Origin of the sequence: Thermobifida sp., from assembly GCF_017577275.1 — a bacterium.
GTDB classification, from domain to species: Bacteria; Actinomycetota; Actinomycetes; order Streptosporangiales; family Streptosporangiaceae; genus Thermobifida; species Thermobifida fusca.
Map to the genome: position 1 here is coordinate 1 of NZ_PITY01000033.1, position 26,121 is coordinate 26,121.

Below are 26,121 nucleotides of genomic sequence, written 5' to 3' on the forward strand. Positions count from 1 at the left end.
GGTTTTCCGGGGCGCCCCGCGTGCACGGTGTCGACGATCAGGGGCGGGAGATTCTCGACTTTGTGGCGGGGGCAGTGGCCACCGATCCGGTGCCCGCGTATGCGCGCCGGGATGCGGCCCTGGCCGCCTCCGGGGGGGGGGCGGGCTGGGCGGGGGGGTGGGGGCCGGTGCCGGGACGGGCGGCTGCGCGGGCGGTCCGCTGGCATGCCGCGGGGTGAGCAGCGCGAGCACGGTGACGGCGGCTAGGAAGGCCAAGGTGAGGAGGAAAGCCCTGCGCGCTGGGGCAGAGTGGGCGGGTGCCGCTGAATGCTCTCGCATGCCGACCGCCTTCGCCGAGAAGACCGGACTCCGCGATCGCGGACTCGTGCCCCCAACCTTGCCACAATCTGCCCGAATTCATCACCTTTGCTCCCCATAGTCGGGGGCGAGGAGGACCCAAGGCGAGGGCTGCTAGTCGAGCCCTCGGGCGCTCAACGCCAATCCGAGCGCTTCAGCAGAGCGGATCAGGTTCACGATGACCGGGACCACCATGCGGTGCGCCCCGCCGCGCAGCCCACGCGCCACATACGCTTCGCGGGAGGCCCGCCACGCCTCCGCCACCATGGGGATGCAGCGGATGGTCAGTGCGAGGACCAGTCCCACCCGTTCCGGCCGCACCCCCACGTGCTGCAGCGGACGGGCCAGCCTGGTGAACAGGTCGAGCATTGCGCTGACCGGGGTCGTGCGGGTGACCAGTCCGGCCAGCAGGATGACCGCGGTGAGCTGGGAGCACACCCGCACCGCGGTGTGCACGTCGGTGAAGACAGCGTGGAAGACCGCGATGGCGACCAGGAACAGCAGCACCGGCCGGAACGCGTGCCACAGGTGGGCGGCCAGTCCCCACAGGATGTAGAGCAGGACCACTGCGAGCACGGCGCCTAGCGACACCCACGGGTCGGCGAGGACCACCAGCACGGTGACCGTGCCCAGCAGGGCGAGGAGTTTCACGCCTGCCGGGATCCGGTAGGGCAGCGAGGTGCCCGGCACGTAGAGCCCGACAGTGTTCACGGCCGCTGCTCCATCAACGCGACGTAGTAGGCGACGGCGTCCTCGGGTGCCCCGTCGAACACGATCTTCCCGGCGTCCATGACCAGCACCCGGTCGAAGCCGCTGAGCGTGTCGAGGTGGTGGGTGAGCAGGATGACCTGCTGGGGCAGGGTGCGCAAGGTCTCCGTGATGATCCGCACGTTGCGCAGGTCCAGCAGGGTGGTGGGTTCGTCGCAGACGAGGATCTGCGGCTCGGTGACCAGGACCGAGGCCAGGGCCAGCATCTGCTTCTGCCCGCTGGACAGCAGGTGGGCGGGGTGGTCGCGATGTTCGAGCAGTCCGTGCCGGGCGAGGACCTCATCGACCCGGGCCTCGATCTCGTCGCGGCTGAGCCCGCTGTCCCGCAGTCCGATCCGCACGTCCTCGGCGACCGTCGGCATGATGATCTGGGTGTCTGCGTCGGGGAAGACGAAGCCGACCCGGCGCCGGATCTCCTTGACGTGGTCGCGCGTGTCCAGGCCGTCGACCAGGACCCGACCCGTATCGGGCACGATCAGGCCGTTGACCATGCGGGCCAGAGTTGATTTACCTGAGCCGTTGGCGCCGATCAGCCCGATACGGTGCTCCCGCAGGTCAAGGGAGACGTCGTCGACGACGACGCGGTCGCCGTAGGCGTGGGTCACATGCTCTATCCGGATCATGAGCGCGGTCCTGCAGCGGAGACCCGGTGCCCGGCGGGAGGAACCGGGTAGGCGCGGTGCACGCTGGCCGCGATCAGCGTGGCGACGACCGCTTTGATGACGTCGCCGGGAACGAAAGCGGCGAGCGCGATCAGCGCGGCCGTGGCGTCCAGCCCGGCGACGACAGCCATCCACGGGCCGCCGATCAGGTAGCACACGCCGATCCCGCCGACCAGGTTGATGAGCAGGCCCGGCCAGAACCGGTATGCGGGCAGCATGCGGTCGGTCAACAGCCCGATGACCAGGGCCACGAAGATCCAGCTGATGAGGAATCCGCCGGACGGTCCGGCGAAGGAGGCCAGTCCTCCCCCGCCTCCAGACAGGATGGGGAGTCCGGCGAGGGCCAGCGCGAGGAAGGTGGCGATCGCCAGCACCCCGCGTTTGGCGCCGAGAATGGCGGGGGCGAGCATGACGATCAAGGTCTGGAGAGTGATCGGCACACTGCCCACCGGGATTCCGGGTACCAGGCTCATCGCGGCGAGCAGTGCGGCGAACAACGCGATCAGTGCGAGGTCGCGCGCTGTCAGCCCGCGGTAACGGGGGGACGACGATGGGGAGACAGTCATAGTCCAAGTCCTTGGTCCGTATACGGTTTTGGAGGAAATCTCCAAGCCCATTGTGGCCACCCGATCTTGAGCAGCAGAGATGCGGCCTAGAACAGCTTTCTACAATCGGGCCTTATGGGGTTCCTCCAAAAAATTCCGCTTTTCCGTTCCTCGCCGTGTGGTGGGCCACACGGAGGTATGGCGCACCGCACGGCGCGAAGACGGACCGTGGACGGGTCATTCGACCGCGGCAGGCAGGACGCACACCGGCGTCGGCAGGTCCAGGGTGGAACACGCCGGTCCAGGAATCCCGCTCTCCGCGTCGATGGGGAGGACGGTCAACGTCTCAGAGTTCTGGTTGGCGACGACAAGGTAGCCGTCGACCAGGGCGAAGTGGCGGGGCCACGCGCCCCCGGTGGGGGTGTCAGCTAGGCGGCGGATCCGCGTACCGTCCGCGGACACTTCGAAGGTGGCGATCGTGTCCGCTCCCCGGTTGGCGACGTAGAGGCGACGCTCGTCCGCAGAAAGCGCGATCTCAGCTGGATAGTTGTCGTCGGCGGCCCCGGTGGCGGGCACCGCGTCGAGGATCTCGGCCTGGGCCGTGGCAGGGTCGAACCGCAGCACGTAGACCCGCGAATCCAGTTCTCCGGCCACATACAGGTGCCCGGAGGAGTGGATCGCTAGATGGCGCGGTCCGCTGCCCGGTTCCAGGCGGGCCGCGATGTGCTGAGGGCCGGCAGGCTGGTCCGCCTCCGGGGCGAAGGGGAAGCACCGCAGTTCGTCGGTGCCGAGGTCGACGACCAGCAGGTGGGTGCCACCCGGGGCCACGTAGACGCTGTGGGCGTGCGGACCTTCCTGCCGGTCGGTGCGGGGGCCCGCCCCGGTGTGGGTCAACCGCTGCACTGGTGCAGTGGGGACGCCGGCCGGGTCGAGGGCATGCACGCTCACGCTGCCGTCCCCGTAGTTGGCGACGATCAGGTGTCGCCCCGCGGGGTGGTACAGCAGGTGGCAGGGGTAGGAGCCGCCGGTGATGGCGCTGCCTGCCTCGGTGAGCTGCTGGGTGTCGTGGACTGCGAAGGCGGTGACCCGTCCCGCGGCGAGCTCGTTGACGGCGTAGACCATCGTCTGGTCCGTGGCGGGGACGACAAAGGAAGGCCCGCTGGCGGGCGCCGCCAGTTCCGCTTTGCTCAAGGCTGCGGTGTCCGTGTCGAACCAGACACGCTGCACCCCCGCCGCGTGACCCGCGATACCGGAGTCAGGGGTGTAGGAGCCGATCCACAGCAGTCGGCGTCGTGTCATCGAGGGGATCCTCCTGAGTGTCGTCAACCCCGGCTCTCGGGGCCAGCGCCACTCTAGTTCCCCGGTTCTTTGACTGACAGTGGCCGCCCGTAACCGTAGGAAACCTCCGGAGGGGGTTCACGGCAACAGCGCGTGGAGACGGCGGCGCTCCTCAGCGGTGAAGAAGTGCCCGCCGGGCAGCCGCTCCAACCGGAACGGGCCGGTGGTGTGCTGCTGCCAGGCACGCAGTCCAGCGTCGGTGACGACCGGGTCGTCGAGGCCGCCAACCACCGTGAGCCGCACGTCGAGCGGCGGACCGGGCTGCCAGACATAGGCGTCGGCCGCGGCGAACCCGGCCCGCATCTCGGTGCCGAACACGTAGGCCAGCTCGTCGTCGTGGAGGAGCTCTTCGGGAATCCCGCCGAAGCAGGCGGCGGCCGCGTGCACGAGGGCCACCGGGTCGTCCGGGAAGGTGATCTCCGGTTTCAGGTGTGGGGCGTCCCTCCCGCTGACCACCAGGTGGGTGATTTCGCGCCCTCTCCGCCGCAGCTCCCGTGCGGTCTCGTAGGCGGAGAGGGCGCCCAGGCTGTGCCCGTAGAGGGTCAGGGGTCCCCGCAGGCTGGCCACGGCGTCAGCCTGCCGCTGGGCGTAGACGTCCCACATCGGCGCGGTGCCGGCTGCACAGTCGCGGTGGTCCACGGTGGCGACCCACACGGTGAACCGGTCGCCGACTTCCGCGGCCCACGGCTGGTAGGCGGTGGGCAGGCCGCCCGCGTGCAGGAAGCAGACGAGGTGGGCGCCGGGGGAGGACCTCGAGAAACGGTGGAGGCCGGGGCGTCCCGTCGCAGCGGTCCGTGCGTGGTTCACCGGGCTTGCTGCCCTCTGGGACGGGGTTGCCCCGCCATCTCCGGTCCCTGGGGTAGAGGGGCTACCGGGCCCCGGGTGTGCCCTCACGACCGTGCCCCTTCGCGCATGCGGGCTTCGACCTCGCTGATCGCTTTGAGGACGCGTTTCTCGGAGACGCTGTAGGCGGTGCCGACCTCCTGGGCGAAATAGCTGATCCGCAGTTCTTCCAGCATCCAGCGGATGTTCTCGTGTGCTGGGCCGGGCGGCACTCCCGGGGGGAGCCGGTCGAGCAGTTGCTGGTAGGCCTGGCGCAGCTGCTCGATCTTGGCCATGTTCACCTGGTCGCGGCGGGGGTTGCGGGGCAGCCGCTCCAGGCGCACCTCGATCGCTTTGAGGTAGCGGGTCAGATCCCGGAGCCGCTGGTAGCCGGCGGCGGTGACGAACCCGGGGCCGATGAGCGCGCCGAGCTGGTTCTGGATGTCGGTGATGGACGGCAGGACTGCCAGGCTCGTGACGCTCTTGAGCTGTTTCTCCACCCGCTGTGCCGTGGCGAGGATCTTCTCCACGACCGGGAGGAGCTCCATGACCCGCTCCACCAGGTTCACCCGCACGTGCTCGCGGAGCTTCGCGAACGACTCCGGGTCCCACACCGGTCCGCCCGCCTCGGCGACCAGCGAGTCCACTGCGCAGCCGATGCAGTCGTCGAAGAGGGCGGCGACTGAGCCGTGCGGGCTGCGACTGAACACCAGTGTGGTCTGGTTGCTCAGATGCCCTCGGAGGAACTTGGCCGGGGAGGGCACGGTGAGCATGAGCAGCCGCCGGGTTCCTGCGACCATGGCCTGCTGCTGGGCTGCCGCATTGTCGAAGATGCGCACCCCAACGGTGGTCCCCTCGTCCACGAGGGCCGGATAGCCGCGGACTATGTGCCCGGCAGTGCGGCGTTCGAACGTCCGGGGCAGCGGACCGAAGTCCCAGGAGGTCAGCCCGGTGCGTTCGATGCTCGCGGCCTCCGCCGAGATCGCTTTGCGAAGCCGGGGCTGCAGCCGGCGTCGCAGCTCCTCCAAGTCTTTCGCTTCGGCGAGCGTGCGGCCTTTGTCGTCGACCGCGCGGAACGTCATCCGCAGATAGTCGGGGACCCGGTCGAGCTGCCAGTCGTCCACGGTGACCCGGGGGCCGCCCATCGCGGTGAGCTCCCGCGACAGCGCTTCCAGCAGCGGCTCAGAGTAGGGTTTCAGCCGTTTCAGCACGTCGGCGGCGTAGTTGGGCACGGGAACGAAGCTGCGCCGGATCGCTTTGGGCAGTGACCGCATCAAGGCCACCACCAGTTCTTCCCGCAGGCCGGGGATCTGCCAGTCGAACCCTTCCGGGCTGACCTGGTTGAGGACGTTCAACGGGATGTGGACGGTCACCCCGTCGGCCGCGTCCCCCGGTTCGAACTGGTAGGTGAGCCGGAAGCGGTGCTCGCCTTGCTGCCAGAAGTCCGGGTAGGCCTCTTCGATGCCTTCGCCGGCGTCCTCAGCGACGAGCATCGACTTGTCGAAGTCGAGCAGGCGCGGCTGCTGTTGGCGCACCCGCTTCCACCAGCTGTCGAAGTGCCGGACGGAGACCACTTCAGCGCCGACCCGCTGGTCGTAGAAGTCGAAGAGGACGTCGTCGTCGACGAGGATGTCACGGCGGCGCACCCGGTGCTCGAGTTCTTCGACCTCCTGCAGCAGCTTCTGGTTGCGGCGGAAGAACGCGTGGCGGGTATCCCATTCCCCTTGGACGAGGGCGTGCCGGATGAACAGCTCCCGCGCGGTCTTCGGGTCGATGCGGCCGTAGTCGACTTTGCGCTGAGTGACGATCGGCACGCCGTAGAGGGTCACCCGCTCGTACGCCATGACCGCGCCCCGCTTCTTCTCCCAGTGCGGTTCGCTGTATGTGCGTTTCACGAGGTGGCCGGCGAGCTCTTCCACCCATTCGGGTTCGATGCGGGCATTGACGCGCGCCCACAGCCGCGACGTCTCTACCAGCTCGGCTGACATCACCCAGCGCGGCTGTTTCTTGAACAGCGCCGAGCCGGGAAAGATCGCAAACCGGGCGCCCCGCGCCCCCAGGTACTCGTGTTTCTCCGGGTCTTTGAGCCCGATGTGGGAGAGGAGCCCGGCAAGCAGGGACAGGTGGATGCGCTTGGCGTCGGCAGGGGCGGTGTTGACCTTCATCCCCAAGGACTGCACGATCTGGCGGAGCTGCGCATAGATGTCCTGCCACTCCCGCACCCGCAGGTAGTTGAGGAACTCTTCGCGGCACATTTTGCGGAACTGGTTGCCGGACAGTTCCTGCTGCCGCTCGTTCAGGTAGTTCCACAGGTTCAGGTAGGCCAGGAAGTCCGAGTCGGGGACGGCGAAACGGGCGTGCTTCTGGGCTGCGGCCTGCTGCTGTTCCACCGGGCGTTCGCGGGGGTCTTGGATGGACAGCGCAGCAGCGATCACCATGACCTCGTGGAGGCAGCCGTTGCGGTCGGCTTCCACCACCATGCGGCCCAGGCGCGGGTCGATGGGCAACTGGGCCAGGGTGCGCCCCAGCGCGGTGAGGCGGTGCCGTCCGTCCTTCGCGGGCTGGAGGGCGCCGAGCTCGGTGAGGAGTGCGACACCGTCTTTGACCTGGCGCCGGTCGGGGCCGTCGACGAACGGGAATTCTTCGACATCCCCGAGGCCGAGCGCGGCCATTTGCAGGATGACGGAGGCCAGGTTGGTGCGCAGGATCTCCGGTTCGGTGAACTCCGGCCGGGAGAGGAAGTCTTCTTCCGAGTACAGCCGGATGCAGATGCCTTCGGCGACCCGGCCGCAGCGTCCCTTGCGCTGGTTGGCGGAGGCCTGCGAGATCCGTTCGATCGGCAGGCGCTGCACTTTGGTGCGGTGGCTGTACCGGGAGATTCGCGCGGTGCCCGGGTCGACCACGTACCGGATTCCGGGCACGGTCAGCGAGGTTTCTGCGACGTTGGTGGCCAGGACGATCCGCCGTTTGCCGCGCGGTTGGAACACGCGTTGCTGTTCGGCTGCGGACAGCCGCGCATACAGCGGCAGGATCTCCACGGCCTGCGGGCTGCCTTCGGGGTAGCGGCGGGCCAGGTGTTTCCCCAAGGCCTCCGCGGTGTCGCGGATCTCGCGTTCCCCGCTCAGGAAGACGAGGATGTCGCCGGGGCCTTCAGCGCAGAGTTCGTCCACGGCATCGCAGATGCCTTGGATCTGGTCGCGGTCGTCGGTGGCTGCGACGGTGTCCTCGTCGTCTACCACCTGTTCGGCGGTGAGCGGCCGGTACCGCACTTCGACCGGGTAGGTGCGACCGGACACTTCGACGATGGGCGCGTTGTCGAAGTGTCGGGAGAACCGTTCCGGGTCGATGGTGGCTGAGGTGATGATTACCTTCAGGTCGGGGCGGCGGGGCAGCAGCCGTTTGAGGTAGCCGAGGATGAAGTCGATGTTGAGGCTGCGCTCGTGCGCCTCGTCGATGATGAGCGTGTCGTAGGCGCGCAGCATCCGGTCCTGCTGGATCTCGGCCAGCAGGATGCCGTCAGTCATCAACTTGACCAGGGTGTCGTCGCTGGAGACGTCGGTGAACCGGACTTTGTAGCCGACCCACTCCCCCAGAGTCGTGCCTAGTTCCTCAGCGATGCGGGCAGCGACGGTGCGGGCGGCCAGCCGACGCGGCTGGGTGTGGCCGATCTGTCCGAGCACTCCCCGGCCCAGTTCCAGGCAGATCTTCGGCAACTGGGTGGTCTTCCCGGAACCGGTCTCACCAGCCACGATCACGACTTGGTGGTCGCGGATCGCGGCGAGAATCTCGTCTTTTTTCTGACTGACCGGCAGCTCTGCTGGGTAGTCGATCGCCGGAAAAGCCGAGCGGCGCCGTTCGACTCTGGCTTCGCAGGTGTCGATGTCGGCGCTGATCTCCGCGGCGACAGCGCGGCGCCGGTCGGGGTCGCGGATTTTTTCCGCGCCGTCGATCCGGCGGCGCAGGCGGTGGCGGTCGCGCGGCATGAGTCCGGGCAGGCGGCGCCGCAGGTCAGCGAACGGGGATTTCACGGACGGCGTTTTCATCGCACAGTCAGCATAGGCATCGTGGCCACCGGTTGGTCCTCCGGTGGTTGGAAGGGGGACAACGATGACGAAGACGGCGGTAGTTCCCGAGGACCGGGAGGACATCCTCACGAAGCGCTCGTTTGCTCATGTGGCGACGATCGGCCCGCATGGGGAGCCCCAGTCCAACCCGGTGTGGTTCGAATGGGACGGCGAGTACATCAAGTTCAGCCAGACCACGACCCGGCAGAAGTACCGCAACCTGAAGCGGGACAGCCGGATCGCCCTGTCCGTGCACGACCCGGACGAGCCGCACCGCTACATCGAGATCCGCGGGCGGGCCGAGAAGATCGAGCCGGACCCTAACCGCTCGTTCATCAACAAGATGTCGAAGAAGTATCTGGGCCAGGAGACGTACCCGCCGGAGTCCCCGGGCGAGGAGCGGGTGGTCGTCTACGTCCGGCCGGAGCACACCACTAAGCAGTAAGCTACGGAGTGCAGGGTGGGTCCCGCCCGTTACCGGGCGGGGCCTTCTGCGTTTCCGGCGGGGGGTTCAGCTGCCTGCTGGGCGGGCTGCTTGTCGGTTTTCCGGTGCAGCATGATGCCCACTCCGCTGGCGGCCAGCAGGACGAGTCCGACGATGAGCATGAGGAGTGCGCCGCTGACCGCTCCGTCGGTCCAGTCCCAGATCGCTTCCGGTGCCGCGATCGTGATGCCGAGCACGCCGGTGACGAGGAACACCCATCTCCGCTGCCACTGGTAGAGCACGAGGCTCAGCACGGCGATCGCCGCCGTCAGCGTGTAGGCGAGAACGGGGTGGTCGCCGAGGTGGATCTGTGCCCCGCCCAAGGCGAAGATCGCGGCCATGACGAGTCCGGTCCGCGGGTTGGGCAGTCGCAGGGACACCACGCCCCACACGAGGCCCACCGCGACCACGGACAGGGCGTAGGGCCGGATATCGGTGTCGAGCAGGTCGAACTTCGCCAGGATCGTCCACAGGGCCCACAGGCTGGTGCCTCCGGCGACGAGCAGGCCCACCGCGGTGGGTGCTGCCGTGTAGGCGAGCACGGCGAGTGCCAGGTAGAGGAGGCCGAGAGCGGCGGCGGTCGTGGGGTTGACGGGCTCGAGCGCCACGGTCAAGGCTGTGGGTACGGCGAGCGCGGCGATGACGAATAGGGTGCCGCCCACTCGGCGGCGGGTGGGGGGAAGCGCAGCCCGGTTGCGGAATCGTCCGCCTGTCGCGAAGAGGCCGCCGCCGGCCGCGAGGGCTGCCACGGTAAGCAGCAGGACGGCCTGGCCTAGCTTTTCCAGGTCGACCCAGGTGTACAGCAGGCTGACCATGCCGACGAAGACCAGGCCTCCGCCGATGAAGCCGATGATTTCGGCCCAGCGGACTGGCGTGTCGGGTTCTTCCGCTTCCTGTAGCGCCTGCGCCACTGCTTCGGCCTGCTCCGCGGAGAGGGTTCCCTGTGCTACCAGAGCGTGCAGCGCTTTGCTACGTGACTCCGCCGTGTTCCGACCGTTGCCCACCGCGGCCCCTCTCTGTGCCACTCCCCGCGGCCTTCGTGATGAGGATCACTGATAGATGCGACAAATACCGCTCTATATTCGCACCAGTGGTGGCGGTTTGCTACTTATTTCACGAATTGTGCACTGGGTAGGCGGAGGGCGACGGAGCGCTGCGGATTCTGCCCAGCCAGGTCAGCGCCGGCATGCCTCGCAGGCCATCGTGGCCAGGAGGCGCCCGGTGCGGCTGGCATACCCGTATGCGAGTGGTCTACGGGAGACGACAGTGTTTCACCGACAAAGCACAACCCCGGCGGACCACCACTGAAGGCGTGTCCCACCGGGGTTTCCATGGTGCGCCATCAGGGACTCGAACCCCGAACCCGCTGATTAAGAGTCAGCTGCTCTGCCAGTTGAGCTAATGGCGCCCGCCCAGGTTTCCTGGGCTCTGAGAAAACTCTACCTGATCTGAGGAGTGGTCGGTGCCGCCGCATCATGCTCCCCCACCGGATCGGGCGCGGCGGTCTGCCGCGGACGCAGTAGACCGATGGGGATGAGGGCCAGGGCAGCCAGGACCGCGGCCGCGCCGTAGTTGGCTGTGAACGCCCACCACTGCGGGTACGGGGAGCTTGCGGGGATGCTGGAGACCACGAGGGCCGCCGCCAGTTGGGCGGAGACCGCCATGGACACGTGGCGCACGATGGTGTTGACTCCGTTGGCGCTCCCCAGGTCGGTGAGGGGCACGGAGTCGGCGATGAGCATGGGAAGCGTCGCGTAGGTGACGCCGCCCGCCAAGCCGAGGACCGCTCCGCCGGTGAGCAGCGCCACGGGCTGGCTGCTCCCTGCGGCCAGGATGACCAGCCCAGCGCACCCAAGCGCCACCCCGAGAGCCAGCGGCAGCCGCGTGCCGAACCGGGCGACCAGCCGCCCGGTGAGCGGCCCCGCGAAGATGAGCAGCACCGCGCCGGGGAGCAGGAAGAGCCCGGAGTGGTCCACGTCCACCCCCAGTCCCACTCCGCTGCTCTTCGGCAACTGCACGATCTGCGGGACGAGGAAGAACATGACTCCGTGGCCAGTGGTCGCCAGCAGGGTGACCAGGTTGGCTGCCCAGACGTTGCGGCGGCGCATCACGTCGAGGTCCACAAGCGGGTGGGAGACCTTGCGTTCCACGACGAGGAACACCGCGAACGCCACGGCGCCCAGGGCGAGCAGGCCCAGGGTCCACGGCGCAGCCCACCCAGCCCCATTCTTCGGCCCGGCTGACAGCGGTGAGCGGCCCGCCCAGCGCAAGGGTGAGCAGGATCGCTCCCAGCCAGTCGACGGTACCGGTCCGTTCTCCGCGGTCTGAGGGGATGGCGCCCGCCACGGTAGCCAGGGCGAGCAGGGCGACCGCGGCAGTAGCCCAGAACAGGCCTTTGTGGCCGAAGTGTCCCGCGACGAGCCCGCCTAGCGGCAGGCCGAGCGCGCCACCCACCCCGAACATGGAGCTGATGAGTCCCATGCCGAACGCGGCACGATCCCGGGGCAGGTGTGCGCTGAGGATCGCATAGGCGAGCGGGAACACGCCGCCGCCCACGCCCATGACGACTCTGCCCGCGATGATGGGGGCGAGCGAGTTACCGAGTGCCGCGATCGCGGCCCCGCCGCCGAAGATAGCGAGGATCGCGCAGAGCACCCGTTTGCGGCCGAAGAGGTCGCCAAGGCGTCCCGTCAGCACGGTGAGTCCGGCCGAGGAGACGAAGAACCCGGTGATCATCCAGGCCACCTGGCTGGCGCTGCTGCCCGTGGCTTCCTGCACCTGCGGGATCACCGGAACGATGGTGTTCTGTGCGGTGGCGTAGGCGAAGGAGGACACCACGAGCGGCGCGGTGATCCGCCACGGGGAAGCGGGGGTAGTCCTGGACGATCGCGCCATGCAGAGCTCCCGGGGGAAATGTTGTCTAGAACACACATCCGATGACAGGACGATAGAGGATGCGGGTGTGCGCGCATGGCCCGGCCTCGGGCTTCCCGGGAGGGCTGTGCCCGCGGATCGATACGGAATCGCGACCGTGCCGGGCCGTGAGCAGCCCAGCGGACAGGGAGCGGGCCATAGCAAGGGCGAGCGTTGTCGGCATTGGTTGCCCGCACAACGAGAAGCACGAGCAGCAGGGGCGCCTGCCCTGGGGGTCCTGGGAGATCCGGTGCAGGGTGCATACCGCGCAGAAAAGCCAGCACCCCGGTACCGCGGTGCTCGCGATACCGGGGTTTCGTGGTGCGCCATCAGGGACTCGAACCCCGAACCCGCTGATTAAGAGTCAGCTGCTCTGCCAGTTGAGCTAATGGCGCGTGTCGGATGCGCCGGTCTGTGCGTTCCGACGTCGGTAACTTTAGCAGGCCCTGCGGATCGCCGCGAACGGATTCGTCCCGTTCGTCGCCCGGCGTCCACCAGGGACGGCGGACGCCGGGCGACATGTGGTCATGACCATGTCAAAACCACGGTGAGGATGATGCCGATTGCCAGAATGACGCTGAGACCGACGAAGACGTACGGCAGGATCGGCCGTCGGGGTTCGGTCTCCTCCTCTCTGTTCTCGGCGACGAAACGCTGGAACTTCTGGGTCGAACCAGCCGGGTCGAGCTGCTCCTCGTTGTTGTACGACATGCATCTGACCCTAGCGATTTCCCGGGGGTGCGCATCCCCCTCCGACGGGTTTTTTCTCGCGGGGTTTCCGTAGGAAGACCGCTCCGGGAGCACCAGTCACCGTCCCCCAGCAGGAGGGGACGGGGCATAGCGCGCCTGGGCAAGCAACTGGGCGTGGAGCTGGGCGGAACGTCCGGTCCGCCGCAGGGCCAGCGCCGCGGCACCGTACTCGCCCGGGGCCGCAGTCACCGGCCGCACCCCGTAGCGTTCGCGGAGCGCGGTGCGCACCCGTTCGGCCACGGGGCCTTCGCGCAGCACTGAACCGGCCAGCACTACCGGGGTCTGCACCGGCGGGGCGAGGACCGCGGCCAGGCTTTCCAGCAGCCGGGAAGCCGCGGTGGAGACGATCTCCACGGCAGCGGCGTCTCCTTCTTCAGCCGCGGCGCACACTCGGGGGGCTAACGAGCCGAGTTCTGCAGGGAGCATGGAGTAGGCGGCTCCGATGAGCGCCTGCCGGCTCCCGGCGGGGACGTGGAGCGCGGCGGCCAGGCGCTCAGTGAGGACCGTGGCGCGGCCGCGCCCGTCCAAGGCGGCGAGTGCCGCGCGCAGGCCGGCGATGCCCAGCCACACGGCTGATCCTTCATCGCCCAGCAGCCAGCCGTATCCGTCGCAGCGGCGTTCGATCCGGCCGTCCCGGATGGTGGCGGCGACCGCTCCAGTCCCGGCGATGAGGACTGCGCCGCTGGGCTCCGCGGTACCGGCGGCGAACGCCACGACGATGTCGTCGCCGACCTCGGGGCGTCCGGGGAGTCCGAGCGTCCGCCAGGCCCGCAGCACGGTCTGCTCCGTGGTGGCCAGGCCCGCTGCCCCGGCACCGGCTACCCCGAATACCGCTGCTGCCACGCTGACCGGCCCGGCCTCGCGGAGTGACGCGGACACCGCGTTGATGAAGGACACCGCGGGGTCCGCGCTGGAGCGCTGATTGGCCCCTCCGGCACGGCCGCGGCCGCGGATGGTGCCGTCGAGGCCGACCAGGAGGCAGCGAGTGTGGGTGCCACCCGCGTCCACCCCGAGGACGACTTCTTCGTTCATGTTCCGCACCTTATAGACACCCGCCCCACCTCCAGCGACGCCCAGTGACACACCACACACTTTCAGTGCCGGTCGAATGTGGTCACTTCTTGGAGCAGCAACGAGGGATCTGTCACAGCGCCCGCCGCGGGGACGTACGCTTCTTTCTCCCGGTCACTGCCACCCGATTTCTTCGCACTGAGACGGACGACCTCGGGTAGAGGCGACTCCGATGGTCCGTCGCCTGGGATACCACCGGGGCGAACTCCGGATCACACTTATGTAGCAACCAAAATTGGCCTTTGCTCCCTTCCGCCCGTTGACGGGAGCTTTCGAAAGAAAGAAACTTTCCAACATGAATCAGATGGCGAAGAGAAGCGACAACGACGGTGTTCTCCCGCCCAAGGAGGGCGGCGCCACACCCAGCACGGTGCTGAAGATCCGCTCGTTGTTGCCCTCCCTGGCGCCCGCCGAACAACGCGTTGCCCAGCGGATCATCGACGATCCCGAAGGGGTGGCCAACTCTTCCATCACCCAGCTCGCTCGGGACTGCGACACCTCGGAAGCCACCGTCATCCGGTTCTGCCGCACCATCGACTTCGCCGGCTACCGGGAACTGCGGCTCCGCCTGGCATCCGAGGCAGGCCAGGCCCGGGGGGCGCGCGGCAGCGTCCAAGAGCTCACCGGCGACATCAACCCGGACGACACGCTCGTCACCGTGGTCCAGAAAATCGCCTACGCTGATGCGCGCGCCGTAGAAGACACCGGCTCCCAGCTCGACATAGAAACCCTGCAGCGCGTTATCGAGCTCCTCGACGGAGCCCGCCGTATCGACATCTACGGTGTCGGCGCCAGCGCCTTCGTCGCTTCTGACTTCCAGCAGAAGCTGCACCGGATCGGCATGATCTCCCACGCCTGGACCGACGCCCACGCCATGCTGACCAGTGCCGCGGTGCTGCGCCCCGGGGATGTGGCCGTCGGCATCTCCCACAGCGGCTCCACCAGCGACACCGTCGGGGCACTCGCAGAAGCCCGCCGCAAAGGCGCCTCCACCATCGCCATCACGAACTTCCCGCGCTCACCCATCAGCGAGGTCAGCGACCACATCCTCACCACCGCAGCCCGCGAGACCACGTTCCGCTCCGGAGCGACTGCCAGCCGTCTCGCCCAGTTGACGGTGATCGACTGCGTGTTCGTCGGCCTTGCCCAACTGCGCTACGCCGACACCCGGGAAGCGCTGGAAGCCACCTACGAGGCGGTGCGTGGCCTCCGCATCTCCAGAGAGGAGCGGCGCCGGTCCTAAGCGCGCGTACTCCACCGCGGAGGGCCCCACCAGCACGGACATGAGACAGCGGTAGGCGGCGACCGAAGCACGGTCGCCACTGGCGAAGGAGATTGACATGCACACCGCACCGGTAGAGATCGTGCGCGCCCCCACAGAGGCGCGCAACAGCAGCACCAAAGACATCGACCTGCTGCCGACCGCGGACATCCTGCGGTTGATCAATGCCGAGGATGCGACCGTGCCCCGTGCCGTAGCGGAGGTTCTCCCCGAACTCGCCAAGGCTGTCGACCTCGGGGTGTCAGTGCTCCGCCACGGCGGACGGATCCACTACTTCGGGGCCGGCACCTCGGGCCGCCTTGCCACCATGGACGCTGCCGAACTTCCCCCCACCTTCGGCATCGCCCGGGACCGGGTGGTCGCCCACCATGCTGGCGGCCCCTCCGCGCTGATCCACGCCTGCGAAGGCATCGAAGACGACTTCTCCAGCGGGCGCGCCGACGCCGCCACGGTGACCTCTGCTGACCTCGCCATAGGCCTGACAGCGAGCGGCCGCACCCCCTACGTGGCCGGGGCTCTGGACCGTGCCCGCGAAGCAGGGGCCCGCACCGTCCTGGTCACCGCGGACCCCCACTCCGCGCTCGCCGCTGACGTGGACGTGCACATCGGCGTAGCGACCGGCGCCGAAGTCATCGCCGGCTCCACCCGGATGAAAGCGGGAACCGCGCAGAAGCTCATCCTCAACGCTTTCTCCACCGCGGTCATGGTCCGCCTCGGCTACACCTATTCCAACCTGATGGTCGGAGTGGTAGCCACCAACGCCAAACTGCGGGGACGGATGGTCACCATCCTCACCGAGGCCACCGGCCTGTCCGAAGAGGACTGCGCTGAAGCGCTCCACCGCGCCGACGGAGACACGCGGATCGCCCTGGTCTGCCTGCTCACCGGCGTGGACGTTCCCACTGCGGCCCACGCCCTGCACGCCGCGCACGGCTCAGTGCGCGCCGCGCTCCGGGAGCTCGCCCGCACCTAGCCCGGAGCGACGGCAGTGGTGCCGGCCCAGGCGTGGCTGGACTATCCCGCCTCGTCGGACCGTTCTGCGGCCAGCGCCTCCTCCACCGCGGTCTCCTGGGGCCCGAGGAACGTTGGCTCCGGCTGCACCGCCATGTCGAACAGCGCTTTGACGGAAGCAGGAACCTCCCGCGCGTACCCGTACAGCATGGCCGGGGCACGATCCTCCCACGCTGGATCGCCGACACCGACCACTTCGAGCCCTGCTGCCCGGCACAGCGCCACCGCACGAGGCAGATGGAAGGTCTGTGTGACGACAGTGACCGACTCCACGCCGAACACTGCGCGCGCCCGCACACACGACTCCCAGGTGCTGAACCCGGCGTAGTCGCGCGCGATCTTCACCGCGGGCACTCCGGCAGCGACCAGGTAGTCGTACATCACCTCGGTCTCGTTGTAGTGCTCCTGGCTGTTGTCCCCGCTCACCAGCAGAGCTTCGACCCGGCCTGAGCGGTAGAGTTCCGCGGCTGCCTCCAGCCGGCGCTCCAACAGCCGGGTGGGCTCCCCTTCCGGGGTCACCCCAGCTCCCAGCACCAAGGCCACTGGACGCTCCGGGGCCTCCCCGAGGGTGTAGCGGTCAGCCGCGGTGGTCAGGTGCAGCCACCCGATCGGTGCGGCTAGTGCTGCGCACAGGAGCAGCATGGCCCCCGCCACCACCCAGCCGCGTCGCACCGCGATTCCTCCGTTGTCGGTCGTGCGTTGCTGTTCCACCGTAGTCACGACCGGTGTGATGCGCAGAAAAGCCCCGATGTTCCGCTCCTCTGGCGGTGTGCCCCGTCCCCGCCCTGCAGCGCCCCGAGTTCCCTTCGTCCTCACCGAGACGATTGCCAGTTTCTGTCACTCTCTGCTGCTAATGATCAGAAAAGTACTCGGGTGGGAACGATCACCGTGGTGTCCCCACCGCACTGACGCACACGGGTGTAAGGAGGGAGGCTCATGCCGCGGCTCGCCATCGACGCGACGTGCCTTCCACAGTACGACCGCTTAGACCGCCCCACCCGAGAACGGCTGGCCGCGATCACCCGCAAGTTCCGGGAACTGCCTCTGCCCGCGCTGTTGTCCCACCCGGATCTGCGGATCCGGGAACTTCCGGAAGGACAGGATCCCCGTATCCGCACCTTCCGGATCAGCGACTCGTGGACCGGGGTCCTCCTCGCTCCCGAATCCGGAGAGACCTTCCTGCTGGTCCACCTGCTGCCCCGGGAGAACGCCGAGCAGTGGGCGGCCGACCAGCGCCACGACGTCAACAGGGTGATGGGCACGCTGGAGCGGCGCAACGCCACCGCGCTCGCCCAGCACACCGCAGCTCCGGCTACTCCCCCGGCGCCGACGCGGCCCGCCCTGTTCTCCGACATCAGTGACGAGGCCCTGCGCCAGCTCGGCGTGGACTCCGAAACCATCGCGTTCTGCCGCACCCTCACCTCGCGTGAGGAACTCGTCGACTGGAGCCCGGCGATCCCGCAGGACCAGTACGAGGTGCTGCTCCACCTGCTGGACGGCATGCCCGTCGACCAGGTGATGCGCGAAGTGGTGCAGCCGCGCCGTGCGCTCTCGGGCGGCTCCGTTGCCTCGGACGACTACGACACCGCTATCCGCAACACCCGGCACCGGGTGATGCTGGTCGACGACGATGCCGACATTGAAGAGGTGCTGGGCCGCGAATTCGACGCGTGGCGGGTCTTCCTCCACCCCACCCAGCGCACCCTGGCCTACCGGCCGGTGTTCAACGGCCCGGTCCTGGTCCACGGCGGCCCTGGCACCGGGAAGACGGTGGTGGCCTTGCACCGCGTCAAATACCTGGCGGAACACCTGCCGCTGGGCGGCCGGATCCTCCTGACCAGCTTCACCAACGCCCTGGTGGAAGCGGTGCGGCGGGATCTGGCCCTGCTCCTCGACGAGGAGCTGCGCGCCGACGTGGACGTCATCACCGCGGACAAGCTCGCGCTGGATATCGTCCGCGAAGAGTGGCCCGAAGTCAGCCTGCGCCCGGAGTCGGATACGCGCGGCCTGTTCGCCAACGTGGTCAGCAAGCACTCCCTGCCCTGGTCGGCTGATTTCGTGTTCCAGGAGTACCGGCATGTCGTGATGGCCCAGGACATCACCACCGTCGACGGCTACCTGGACCCGGATGCCCGGCGCGGCCGGTCCCGGCCGCTGACCGTGGACGAGCGGCGGGAAGTGTGGCACGCCATCGCGACAGCACGTGCGTTGATGCGGCGGACCAAGCAGCTGTCGGCCCTGGAACTGCACGCGGAGGCGACCCGGATCCTCAACGCACGCACGGAGAAGCCGTACACCAACGTGGTCGTCGACGAGGGCCAGGACCTGCACCCAGCGCAGTGGCGGACGTTGCGGGCCGCGGTCGCGCCCGGCCCCAACGACATGTTCATCGCCGGGGACAACCGACAGCGCATCTACGACAACACCGTGTCTTTCCGCCAGTTGGGGATCAACGTGGTGGGCCGCTCGTACCCGTTGCGGATGAACTACCGCACCACCACTGAGATCCTGACCTGGGCTGAGCAGATCATGCAGGGGGAGGATGCCGGGCTGGGCATGGATGCCGCGGAGCCGGCCGGGGTGACCCGGTCGCTGCTGCAGGGTGCCCCGCCTGTGCTCTACGGGGCGCCGGATGCCGCCGCTGAACTGGTGGCGCTCGCCCGCCAGGTCCGTTCGTGGCTGGCCAAGGGGATCGCTCCCGGGGATATCTGTGTGACGGCACGCACCCGCCGCGGGGTCACGGAGGTGGTGAGCGCGCTGCGCCGCCACGGCATCCCCGCCGCACGGTTCAACCCGCAGCAGCACACCGTGGACGACTCCGCGGACGCGGTCCGGGTCACCACCATGCACGGGGTGAAAGGTCTGGAGTTCCGCGCGGTCGCGGTGACCGGGGTGACCGCGACCGCGCTGCCGTTGATGGACCACGTCACCAGTCCGGACCTGGATGAAAACCAGCACCGCTCCGATCTGGCCGCGCAGCGCAGTCTGCTGTACGTGGCCTGCACTCGGGCGCGTGAGGCGCTGTATGTGAGCTGGCACGGCGATCCCAGCCCGTTCCTTCCCCTCCGGTGATCCGGGCCGGGGTGCCGCTGCCACGGCAGGCCCGGGCGCCGCGGAGAGCCGGGACGTGCTGCAAGGCGGGCGGTCTCGCCGCCGACCCCGGAGTTATCCACAGGTTCCTGGTGAGGGCTGTTGCCGCAGGGCTGGGCTTCCTAGGGTGACTTTCGCCGCGTCACCCACCGGGTGGTTCTCCTTGCCTACGCGGCACGCATCTCGACTGTCCGGGGAGGCTGAGATGGACGTTCGGGAACTGGTGTGGGCGGTCCGTGGGGCGCCTCTGGTGCTGCGGATCCAAGAATTCTTGGGGTGGTTGGGCGACCAGCGGCGCCTGTCGCGCATTCCGCTTCCCGCACCTCAAGGGCACCGCCGCTACACGTACGTGAGCCTGGGCTCGTGGGTGCGGGTCCGGGACGAATCCCGGCGGCGCAGCGTACCTTCGCTGGGCGAGGAAGCCGCGCTGCTGGACCTCTTAGTCACCGCTCGGATGCTGGAAGTGGTGGTGGACCAGCGGGAACGGATCCCTGGCGAGGTGGTGCGGGAGCATGCGTGGGTCCTGCCTGGACCGGCCTATCCGCTCCTGCCCGACGATGCCGCACGGGTGTGGCGGGCGGGGGTGGAGCTGCTTCCGCTGCTGTGGGAGCACTCTGTTTCCCACGCTCCGGCGGGCTGTCCGCTTCCCGCGCAGTGGCTGGACCGGCTGGACGCCGCCGAGGGAGGCATGCTCCCCCGCCGCATTCTCTGCGGTGAGAGGCGGCAGGGTGACGCTGCAGCCGCGACTCGGTTGCTGGAGTCGCTGAGCCTGGTGCGTTTCCGCTACGACCTGGACCTGGGCGAGTGCTGTGTGCTCACCCCGCTGGGACGGCATGCGGCGACGCTGCTGCGCCGTGTCGGGGTTGTGGCGGAATCACAGGACGCCCTGCCCGAGGTGGCGTCGAGCTGACCGTAAATGCTGCACCTCCTCCGGGTGCTCCCGTATCCGCGGGCACCCGGAGGAAAGCCCCTCGGTTCCCACGCTGGGAGGATGTCGAGCAAGCCAGCGGCAGCCGGGTCGGCGCGGATGCGTTCCACGAGCACTGGCGGGGAGGCCTGGCCATCACCGGTTTCGGGTGCAGTTCTCCGCACGGCGGGCCCGCTCGGGCCCGGGGTTCGCGGTGCGGTTCTGTGTCGGGTCGGGCTTTCTGGTGGGTGTTGAGCGGTATAAGTCTTTCCGGAGCACTGCGCTCACGGAACTTGCGCGGGTGAGAAATCCCCTCCCCTGTGGATAGGGGAAAGAGTCAATATGCTCCGTTCCGGTCAGCGGGCTGGTGAGGACCCGAGCAGAGTACGGGACCGTACGCGGCGGGTCTTGGGCCATGCTCTAATTCCGTCTATCGAGCCGCGTTGGGAGCCTTCTTTGGAATACCGCATCACCGCCGAGCTGACACTTCCTGTCGGTGCGACCGGGCTCGACGGCCTCCAGCAGCAGGGAGCCGCCGCGCTGCTCTCCGAGTGGCTTGACCGAGTGGCGACGGTGGAGGGTCCTGAAGGAGTGGAGATCACCCCCTACGACCACCGGTTGAAAGTCAGTTCCACCGGGGCGGTGGTCGAACTGCTGGTGGACGCTCCCGCGTTGAGTTTCGCGGAGAACGGCGCGGAAGCTCTGCTCCACGAGATCCTGGAACGCACCGAGCTGCTCGCCGACTGGCAAGTGGGCAAGTGCGAAGTCACGGTCAGCGACGCCGAACTCGCCGAAGCTTTGGAGGGGCGGCCCGAGGAGGAGCCGGTGGCTACCAGGGTCGGTCTGCCGATTGAGGATGTCACCGCGCAGCGCCGCCGCCTCCTGGCCCTCAGTTCCCGGTTGCGTGCGTTCGAGCTCGAATCCTTCGGTCCCCCCACCGAGGATCCGGACAGCCGGTTCCTCGCCGCGGGCGCTCTCATCGATCGGGCGTCCGTGCTGACTGAGGAGCTGCTCCTGGACATCATGACGTTGGACGAGGAGGCGGAGTCCCTCGACAAGGACGAGGCGCACTGGACGGCTGACGACTCCGAAGGCCTGTTCGTTCTCCACGACCTCCCGGTCCGCTATCGGCACCACTACGACCTCAGCTTCGCGAAGAAGTTCCTCATCACCGCGTCCGTGGTCTACTCCCGGTTGACCGCTTCGCCGTGGGTGCCCCCCGCGTCCACTGCTGAGTCGTTGGCGCTGTATTTGCTCGTGGAGAACGCTAAAGAACTGCTGGTGTCGTTTGCCGCGGTGGATCCGGACGAGGTCACCGCGATGTTCGCGGTGTTCGAAAGCCACGCCTACCGACACCACGACCATGAATGGCTCTACCTGGAGGACTTGGACACCGCGGACCCGGAGGACTCTGCTGCCGACCCTTTGGGGTTCCTCGCGCAGGACGCCCACTCCTGGTTCGTCCCGTATCCGGACGTGGAGAACCCTGCTCTGCACCCCTATGTGATCGAGGACGACGACTGATCCGGTCCGCGACATCGCGCGGGTGAGGCCCGGGTCTGGGCGCGACCGAAAATACGGGGCGGTTTCGGCCGCGGCGCGGGGTGGGGCTTGCAGCGGTGCGGCGGTCTGCTGCGGGAGACGGACGGCCGCCCACACCGGGTGGGCACCGGGTGTGAGCAGCGCTCCTTGTGGTGTGGGACGGCCGGTATCGGGAAGCGGACGTGCAGGGCAGTCTGCGGGTTTGCGCGGCGTTCGGCGGGCAGCACACCTCGGACTCCGCGGTTATGGACAGTCCATAACTGTGTTTGAGGTCACTAGAGCGCCGTGCAAACCCGCAGGTCGCACTCCGCCCGCGAAAAATCTTCGGACATACATTCGAAAATCCTGGAATTAACCGCTCTGACCTGGTGTTTTACCAAGGTAAGAGGCCGTGTTCCCGCTCCCGTTTTCTCATGCTTCGCGGTGGTTTGCCGAAATTCTCCGAAGCGCAGATTCCCAGAAGAAGCGGTGGCCGCCCGTCTTCTCCTCACGCGATGTCCCACGTCAAACACGGTGACCGGAGGGAAACAGCCCGTGCCGCAACTCGCGATCGCCCCGACGTTCCTCAACGACTTCTCCCGCTTGGACAGCGGGGTCCAGCACACGGTCCTGACCGCGGTGCGGTCCTACCTGGCCGGTGACAGCGGGCGCCTGCAGGCTGTCACGGACGCCTCCGACCCGCGAGTGCGGGTACTGCAGATCAGCCCGGACTGGTCCGGTATCGTCGCCCCCTCCCAGGAAGGCTCCTACTGCCTGGTGGGGGTCCGCCGCCACGACGAAGCAATCTCCTATGCCCGCACCTACCGGGCTCCTGGCGGTCTGGAACTGGACCTCGTGGAAATGCCTGCGCCGCCCGAGCCCGCCGAGGCCGCGGCTCCGGTGCGCGGCCCCGCAGACCTGGCCGACGCTCTCGCACTGCCTTTCGCGGAGTGGCGGCTGAGCCTCGACCCGGACCACCAGCGCCTGGCCACCGCACATTTCGCCGGTTCGGCCCAGGTCACCGGCGGCCCCGGCACGGGGAAGACCGTGCTCGCCCTGCACCGTGCCGCGTACCTGGCTGAGCGGGACGCGGTGGAGTATGGCCCGGCAGCCCGGCCGAGCGTGCTGCTCACCACGGGAAGCCGCACCCTCGCGCAGACGCTCAGCGCCCAGTTGGACCGGTTGGTGTCCGCTCCGGATGTACGCCGCCGGATCGAGGTCGTCACCGTGGACAGCCTGGCCCGCGGGGTGCTGAGCGAGAGCACGGGCATCCCGCCGGAGATCCTCAGCGATGAGGAGCTCGCGGAGCGGTGGCGCACCGCAGCGCGGATCGACGGCCTGCCGTTCTCCGGCCGTTTCCTCGTCGACGAATGGCAGCAGGTGATCCTGGCCCAGGACCTCACCTCGCTGGCCGACTACATCCGCTGCGAGCGCAACGGACGGATGCTGCACCTGGCACCTGAGTTCCGGCCCCACGTCTGGGAGGCGATCCAGCGGTACACCGGGGCCATGCGCGCCGCAGGGGAATGGTCCTATCCCCAGGTGGCGCACGAAGCAGCACGGGCGCTGCGCACCCAAGGGCCGCGTTACCGGCACATCGTCGTCACCGAATCCCAAGACCTGCACCCGGCGCACTGGCGGCTGCTGCGCGCCGCGGTCCCCGAGGGGCCCGACGACCTGTTCCTCCTCGGTGATCCGGCGCAGCGGCTCGTCGACACCCGGGTCTCGCTGGCGTCGCTGGGCATCAATGTCCGAGGCCGCGGCCACCGGCTGCGGACCAGCTACCGGGTCAGCCAGGAGATCCTCGACTGGGCACTGCCGATTTTGGGCCGCAGCACAGGCCCGGCCGCCGAAGGGTACGCCTCCGTGCTGCACGGACCCGAACCGGTGGTGCAGGGCTGCGCGAGCCGCGCGGAGGAGTGGACCGCGCTGCGCGAGTGGCTCCAGGCGCAGTTGGCGGCGGGCGCCCAGCCCGAGTCGATCGCGGTCGCCGGACGCAACCAGTGGGTGGTGCGCATCATCACGAAAGAACTCCATGCGAACGGGATCGCGACCGCCCCGCTGAACTCTTCCGCCGACGTGGATGCGGTGCGGGTGGGCACGCTGCACGGGCTGAAGGGGCAGGAGTTCCGTTACGTGGCCCTGGTGGGGCTGAGCGAACCGCTGCTGCCGCCCAAGGCCGCCATCAGCGCCGCCGAAGGGGACCCGGTGGCCATGGAGCAGGTCTACCAGGAGGAACGCCACCTGCTCTTCACGGCGTGCACGCGCGCCCGGGACGCCCTGTACGTCTCCTACGTGGGAGCGCCCAGCCAGTTGCTCCCGGAGTCGGTGCACCTGGCCCGTTGAGGGCGCGGGCGGCCTGCCTGGCGGTTCCCGCTGGGCAGGCCCGCCTGCCCGCCGGCCGCAGCCTGGTGAGGCGGGCTCCGAATGCCGCGCTGGGCATCACGACCCGGCGCGGACTTCGATGTTGTCCACGGTGAGCACGTTGCTGTGCGCGACTGGGCGGGACACGTCGACGTCGGTGACGATCATGAAGGGCAAGAGCAGCGGGGGCGGAAAGTCAGGGGTGAAGACCAGGGGGATGCCGAGGATCCGCACTTTCATGCGGGTGACGTACATGACGACATCGCCCTGCATGGTCATGTCGGGCAGGTCGATAGAGACCTTCTCCTCCCCGTCCATCCACCACAGCACGGCGTTGTCGAAGTCGGCGCGGCTCATCCCGAGTTTGAGGTAGCGGTCCGTGCCGGCGGACGTGGGGTATTCCACGACTCCGGCAAAGTAGGAGCCGCTCATGATGATGCGGTCCGCGGTGAGGCCGCTGGTGGTTGGGGAGGCGGGGAAGCGGTCGTCGGCTTGCAGCGTCTGGACCTCGGGGAGGTCTCCGGTCTCTGCGGCGTGCTGGCAGGCTTCGACCGCGTCAAGGAATTCTTCTTCGGTGACCTCCTCGTCGACGGGGCCAGTCCGGATCTCGCATTCGGTGTCGGGTTCGGACTCTTCGTCGTCCGTCTCCTCGTCGTCCTCGCCGTCGGCCGCTTCGTCGCCGGGCTCGGGGTTCTCCGGGTCTTCCTCGGCGGGCTCTGTGCCCGGTTCCGGCGGGTCTGCTGGCTGCGCCGAGGGGGCGGGGGTTGGCGTTCCGGGGGTGTCTTGCGGCTCGCTTTGTTCGTTTCCTCCGCGGTTGAACCATTGGTCCCACGGCCACCACCAGTCGGCGGGGGCGGAGGCGAGGACGAGGGTGAGGGCGAGCGGGGCGGCGACGAGCGCGTGTGTGGTGCTGCCGCGCTGCCCGCCGCGGTCGGGCGTGGTGGTGTCGGGTTCGCGGTCTTCGTCGTGGTCTTCGTCGTCGGCTGGTTCTGTCTCTGCGGTAGGAGAGGACTCCGCGGGGGCTGTCTCGGTGTCGGTCCGGTCGCGCTGGCGGCGTTTGGGGGGACGGTGGGGCTCCCACGCGAAGATGAGTGCACCGCCGATGATGCCGAGCAGCATGCCGATGACGAAGCCGCCGAAATTGGAGGTGAGGAAGGAGGCCAGGGAGAGGAGGACCGCCACGATGCCGTAGAAGGCGCGTTGCGCGGGGTGCAGCCAAGCCAGGACACCGAGTGCGACCAGCGCGGCTCCGATGAGGTAGCCGGAGATTCCCGCGATTCCCTGGTAGACGAGGAACGGCAGGGGGGCGAGGGGCGCCGCTACGATCTCGGCCCCGGCGAGGATCGTCAGGAGTCCTCCCCACAGCGGTCGGGAGCGGCGCCACCTTGCGAACGGCCCCACCGCGCGGTGGGAGGTCCGTGCATGCTGAGTCATCGGATCAGAAGCATTCGTGGGTGCCGGGCTTCACGTTGAGTTTGAGTCCAGACAGCCGCAGGGTTCCGGAGCTGACCGCCCAGGAGACCATGGTGAGGTCGTTGATGGTCACGGTGTCGGATTGCAGGGCGAAGGCTCCGGAGTCGCCTTGGGGACCGGACACCTTGTTCAGGGTGCTGGCGTCGCGGCCGATCTCGATAGCGGAGAAGTGGGCGTTGCCGTTGAGCTGTTCGACGTCGACGACCATGTTGGTCGCGGTGACGGGGGTTTTCTCCCCGGCGCGGATGAGGAGTGTCGCTTTTCCGATGGGCAGGTCGAGCAGTGCCGACATGCACATGTCGGAGAGTTCGGCTTCTTCGATGATGGAGAGTCCTACTGGGCGGGAGGTCTTGTCGACCGAGGTTGCGACGTCCCCGTACTGGGCGAACCCGGTGCCTTCCAGGTGGGATGCGGAGATCTTGAAGTTGTCTCCGGACACCGCGAAGGAGGCGGCGAGCAGTCCTTGGGTGGTGGCCGCGCCAAGGACCCCCGCTGCGACTAGTCCGGGCAGGGCGACGTAGGCGAATTTGCGCCACGCAGTGCCGCCGTTGGGGGATTCGGTGAGAGTCTCGTCGGCCATGGGCTTCCTCCTGGTCCCGTGCTCGACGTGGGGGGTGGCGTGGGGTGGGAGGTTGGGGGCTTGTGCCCACCTCCGCTTGGTGTGTTACATAGACCACATCTACTGGTCAGTAGGGTCGAACATTACAATAGCCAATGTCA

Annotated in this window: 20 protein-coding genes, 2 tRNA genes and 2 pseudogenes; 8 read left to right on the forward strand and 16 right to left on the reverse strand. The window is 68.3% G+C overall.

Going from position 1 to position 26,121, the window contains the following annotated elements; genetic code table 11:
* A pseudogene (locus tag CW348_RS14910) lies at nt 1-218 on the forward strand (hypothetical protein); the annotation flags it as partial.
* Between the two features lie 232 nt (nt 219-450).
* Here the strand turns inward: CW348_RS14910 and CW348_RS14915 are convergent.
* The 6 genes from CW348_RS14915 to hrpA form a co-directional block, all read right to left on the reverse strand.
* Nucleotides 451-1,047: an energy-coupling factor transporter transmembrane protein EcfT gene (locus tag CW348_RS14915; RefSeq protein WP_011292735.1), complete on the reverse strand. Its 597-nt coding sequence runs from the start codon at nt 1,045-1,047 to the stop codon at nt 451-453.
* Complete coding sequence (locus tag CW348_RS14920; protein WP_104612969.1) at nt 1,044-1,727, reverse strand: energy-coupling factor ABC transporter ATP-binding protein; 684 nt, start codon at nt 1,725-1,727, stop codon at nt 1,044-1,046. Before CW348_RS14920 ends, CW348_RS14915 begins: the two co-directional genes overlap by 4 nt.
* On the reverse strand, nt 1,724-2,332 hold the full coding sequence (locus CW348_RS14925) for a biotin transporter BioY (RefSeq protein WP_016189080.1): 609 nt from the start codon (nt 2,330-2,332) through the stop codon (nt 1,724-1,726). The genes CW348_RS14920 and CW348_RS14925 overlap by 4 nt, the downstream gene beginning before the upstream one ends.
* 216 nt (nt 2,333-2,548) lie before the next feature.
* Nucleotides 2,549-3,610 (reverse strand): lactonase family protein, encoded by a 1,062-nt coding sequence (locus CW348_RS14930; protein ID WP_011292738.1) that lies wholly within the window; start codon nt 3,608-3,610, stop codon nt 2,549-2,551.
* Between the two features lie 117 nt (nt 3,611-3,727).
* Complete coding sequence (locus CW348_RS14935; RefSeq protein ID WP_011292739.1) at nt 3,728-4,456, reverse strand: thioesterase II family protein; 729 nt, start codon at nt 4,454-4,456, stop codon at nt 3,728-3,730.
* 83 nt (nt 4,457-4,539) lie between these two features.
* Nucleotides 4,540-8,514 (reverse strand): ATP-dependent RNA helicase HrpA, encoded by a 3,975-nt coding sequence (gene hrpA, locus CW348_RS14940; RefSeq protein ID WP_011292740.1) that lies wholly within the window; start codon nt 8,512-8,514, stop codon nt 4,540-4,542.
* Nucleotides 8,515-8,578: 64 nt separating this feature from the next.
* Between hrpA and CW348_RS14945 the strand changes: the two genes are divergently transcribed.
* Complete coding sequence (locus CW348_RS14945; protein WP_011292741.1) at nt 8,579-8,980, forward strand: PPOX class F420-dependent oxidoreductase; 402 nt, start codon at nt 8,579-8,581, stop codon at nt 8,978-8,980.
* Nucleotides 8,981-9,009: 29 nt separating this feature from the next.
* Here CW348_RS14945 and CW348_RS14950 read toward each other — a convergent pair whose 3' ends face one another.
* The 7 genes and pseudogenes from CW348_RS14950 to CW348_RS14980 all read right to left on the reverse strand — a co-directional run bounded on the left by CW348_RS14950 (nt 9,010) and on the right by CW348_RS14980 (nt 13,714).
* The gene (locus CW348_RS14950) at nt 9,010-10,023 is read right to left on the reverse strand and encodes a hypothetical protein (protein ID WP_011292742.1); all 1,014 of its coding nucleotides are present in this window, start codon (nt 10,021-10,023) and stop codon (nt 9,010-9,012) included.
* A gap of 328 nt (nt 10,024-10,351) precedes the next feature.
* Nucleotides 10,352-10,427 (reverse strand) — tRNA-Lys (locus CW348_RS14955).
* A gap of 31 nt (nt 10,428-10,458) precedes the next feature.
* On the reverse strand, nt 10,459-11,289 hold the full coding sequence (locus tag CW348_RS14960) for an MFS transporter (RefSeq protein WP_287464106.1): 831 nt from the start codon (nt 11,287-11,289) through the stop codon (nt 10,459-10,461).
* A 94-nt stretch (nt 11,290-11,383) separates the two neighbouring features.
* A pseudogene (locus CW348_RS15965) lies at nt 11,384-12,262 on the reverse strand (MFS transporter); the annotation flags it as partial.
* A tRNA-Lys gene (locus CW348_RS14970) sits at nt 12,252-12,327 on the reverse strand. The pseudogene CW348_RS15965 and the gene CW348_RS14970, both read right to left, overlap by 11 nt.
* Nucleotides 12,328-12,457: 130 nt before the next feature.
* Nucleotides 12,458-12,643, reverse strand: a complete 186-nt coding sequence (locus tag CW348_RS14975) for a hypothetical protein (RefSeq protein ID WP_011292744.1) — start codon at nt 12,641-12,643, stop codon at nt 12,458-12,460.
* A 96-nt stretch (nt 12,644-12,739) separates the two neighbouring features.
* On the reverse strand, nt 12,740-13,714 hold the full coding sequence (locus tag CW348_RS14980; RefSeq protein WP_011292745.1) for an N-acetylglucosamine kinase: 975 nt from the start codon (nt 13,712-13,714) through the stop codon (nt 12,740-12,742).
* A 343-nt stretch (nt 13,715-14,057) separates the two neighbouring features.
* Here CW348_RS14980 and CW348_RS14985 point away from each other — a divergent pair, with 343 nt between their 5' ends.
* Both CW348_RS14985 and murQ read left to right on the forward strand, forming a co-directional pair.
* On the forward strand, nt 14,058-14,996 hold the full coding sequence (locus CW348_RS14985; protein WP_016189083.1) for a MurR/RpiR family transcriptional regulator: 939 nt from the start codon (nt 14,058-14,060) through the stop codon (nt 14,994-14,996).
* Nucleotides 14,997-15,093: 97 nt separating this feature from the next.
* Nucleotides 15,094-16,008, forward strand: coding sequence for an N-acetylmuramic acid 6-phosphate etherase (gene murQ, locus CW348_RS14990; RefSeq protein WP_011292747.1), 915 nt, complete (start codon nt 15,094-15,096; stop codon nt 16,006-16,008).
* Nucleotides 16,009-16,049: 41 nt separating this feature from the next.
* Here the strand turns inward: murQ and CW348_RS14995 are convergent, their stop codons facing one another.
* On the reverse strand, nt 16,050-16,757 hold the full coding sequence (locus tag CW348_RS14995) for a vancomycin high temperature exclusion protein (RefSeq protein WP_016189084.1): 708 nt from the start codon (nt 16,755-16,757) through the stop codon (nt 16,050-16,052).
* Nucleotides 16,758-16,982: 225 nt separating this feature from the next.
* On the opposite strand from CW348_RS14995, the gene CW348_RS15000 reads away from it, so the two are divergent.
* The 4 genes from CW348_RS15000 to CW348_RS15015 all read left to right on the forward strand — a co-directional run bounded on the left by CW348_RS15000 (nt 16,983) and on the right by CW348_RS15015 (nt 23,910).
* On the forward strand, nt 16,983-19,118 hold the full coding sequence (locus CW348_RS15000) for a 3'-5' exonuclease (protein ID WP_011292749.1): 2,136 nt from the start codon (nt 16,983-16,985) through the stop codon (nt 19,116-19,118).
* A 223-nt stretch (nt 19,119-19,341) separates the two neighbouring features.
* Complete coding sequence (locus CW348_RS15005) at nt 19,342-20,046, forward strand: hypothetical protein (RefSeq protein WP_104612967.1); 705 nt, start codon at nt 19,342-19,344, stop codon at nt 20,044-20,046.
* Nucleotides 20,047-20,499: 453 nt separating this feature from the next.
* Nucleotides 20,500-21,567, forward strand: a complete 1,068-nt coding sequence (locus CW348_RS15010; RefSeq protein ID WP_016189086.1) for a hypothetical protein — start codon at nt 20,500-20,502, stop codon at nt 21,565-21,567.
* Nucleotides 21,568-22,119: 552 nt separating this feature from the next.
* Entirely contained in the window at nt 22,120-23,910 is a 1,791-nt protein-coding gene (locus CW348_RS15015) for a UvrD-helicase domain-containing protein (protein ID WP_278459669.1), read from the forward strand.
* Nucleotides 23,911-24,006: 96 nt separating this feature from the next.
* Here CW348_RS15015 and CW348_RS15020 read toward each other — a convergent pair whose 3' ends face one another.
* Both CW348_RS15020 and CW348_RS15025 read right to left on the reverse strand, forming a co-directional pair.
* Nucleotides 24,007-25,362, reverse strand: a complete 1,356-nt coding sequence (locus CW348_RS15020) for a DUF6114 domain-containing protein (protein ID WP_011292753.1) — start codon at nt 25,360-25,362, stop codon at nt 24,007-24,009.
* 4 nt (nt 25,363-25,366) lie between these two features.
* The gene (locus CW348_RS15025) at nt 25,367-25,981 is read right to left on the reverse strand and encodes a DUF6230 family protein (protein WP_016189089.1); all 615 of its coding nucleotides are present in this window, start codon (nt 25,979-25,981) and stop codon (nt 25,367-25,369) included.
* Nucleotides 25,982-26,121 lie beyond the last annotated feature (140 nt).

What these genes read in the sequence shown, in the direction of transcription:
- CW348_RS15000 (WP_011292749.1), top strand. Translation starts at nt 16,983, where the DNA reads ATGCCGCGGCTCGCCATCGACGCGACGTGCCTTCCACAGTACGACCGC.
- CW348_RS14945 (WP_011292741.1), top strand. Translation starts at nt 8,579, where the DNA reads ATGACGAAGACGGCGGTAGTTCCCGAGGACCGGGAGGACATCCTCACG.
- CW348_RS15020 (WP_011292753.1), bottom strand. Translation starts at nt 25,362, where the DNA reads ATGACTCAGCATGCACGGACCTCCCACCGCGCGGTGGGGCCGTTCGCA.
- CW348_RS14920 (WP_104612969.1), bottom strand. Translation starts at nt 1,727, where the DNA reads ATGATCCGGATAGAGCATGTGACCCACGCCTACGGCGACCGCGTCGTC.
- CW348_RS14980 (WP_011292745.1), bottom strand. Translation starts at nt 13,714, where the DNA reads ATGAACGAAGAAGTCGTCCTCGGGGTGGACGCGGGTGGCACCCACACT.
- CW348_RS14925 (WP_016189080.1), bottom strand. Translation starts at nt 2,332, where the DNA reads ATGACTGTCTCCCCATCGTCGTCCCCCCGTTACCGCGGGCTGACAGCG.
- CW348_RS15025 (WP_016189089.1), bottom strand. Translation starts at nt 25,981, where the DNA reads ATGGCCGACGAGACTCTCACCGAATCCCCCAACGGCGGCACTGCGTGG.
- murQ (WP_011292747.1), top strand. Translation starts at nt 15,094, where the DNA reads ATGCACACCGCACCGGTAGAGATCGTGCGCGCCCCCACAGAGGCGCGC.
- CW348_RS14975 (WP_011292744.1), bottom strand. Translation starts at nt 12,643, where the DNA reads ATGTCGTACAACAACGAGGAGCAGCTCGACCCGGCTGGTTCGACCCAG.
- CW348_RS14930 (WP_011292738.1), bottom strand. Translation starts at nt 3,610, where the DNA reads ATGACACGACGCCGACTGCTGTGGATCGGCTCCTACACCCCTGACTCC.
- hrpA (WP_011292740.1), bottom strand. Translation starts at nt 8,514, where the DNA reads ATGAAAACGCCGTCCGTGAAATCCCCGTTCGCTGACCTGCGGCGCCGC.
- CW348_RS14985 (WP_016189083.1), top strand. Translation starts at nt 14,058, where the DNA reads ATGGCGAAGAGAAGCGACAACGACGGTGTTCTCCCGCCCAAGGAGGGC.
- CW348_RS15005 (WP_104612967.1), top strand. Translation starts at nt 19,342, where the DNA reads ATGGACGTTCGGGAACTGGTGTGGGCGGTCCGTGGGGCGCCTCTGGTG.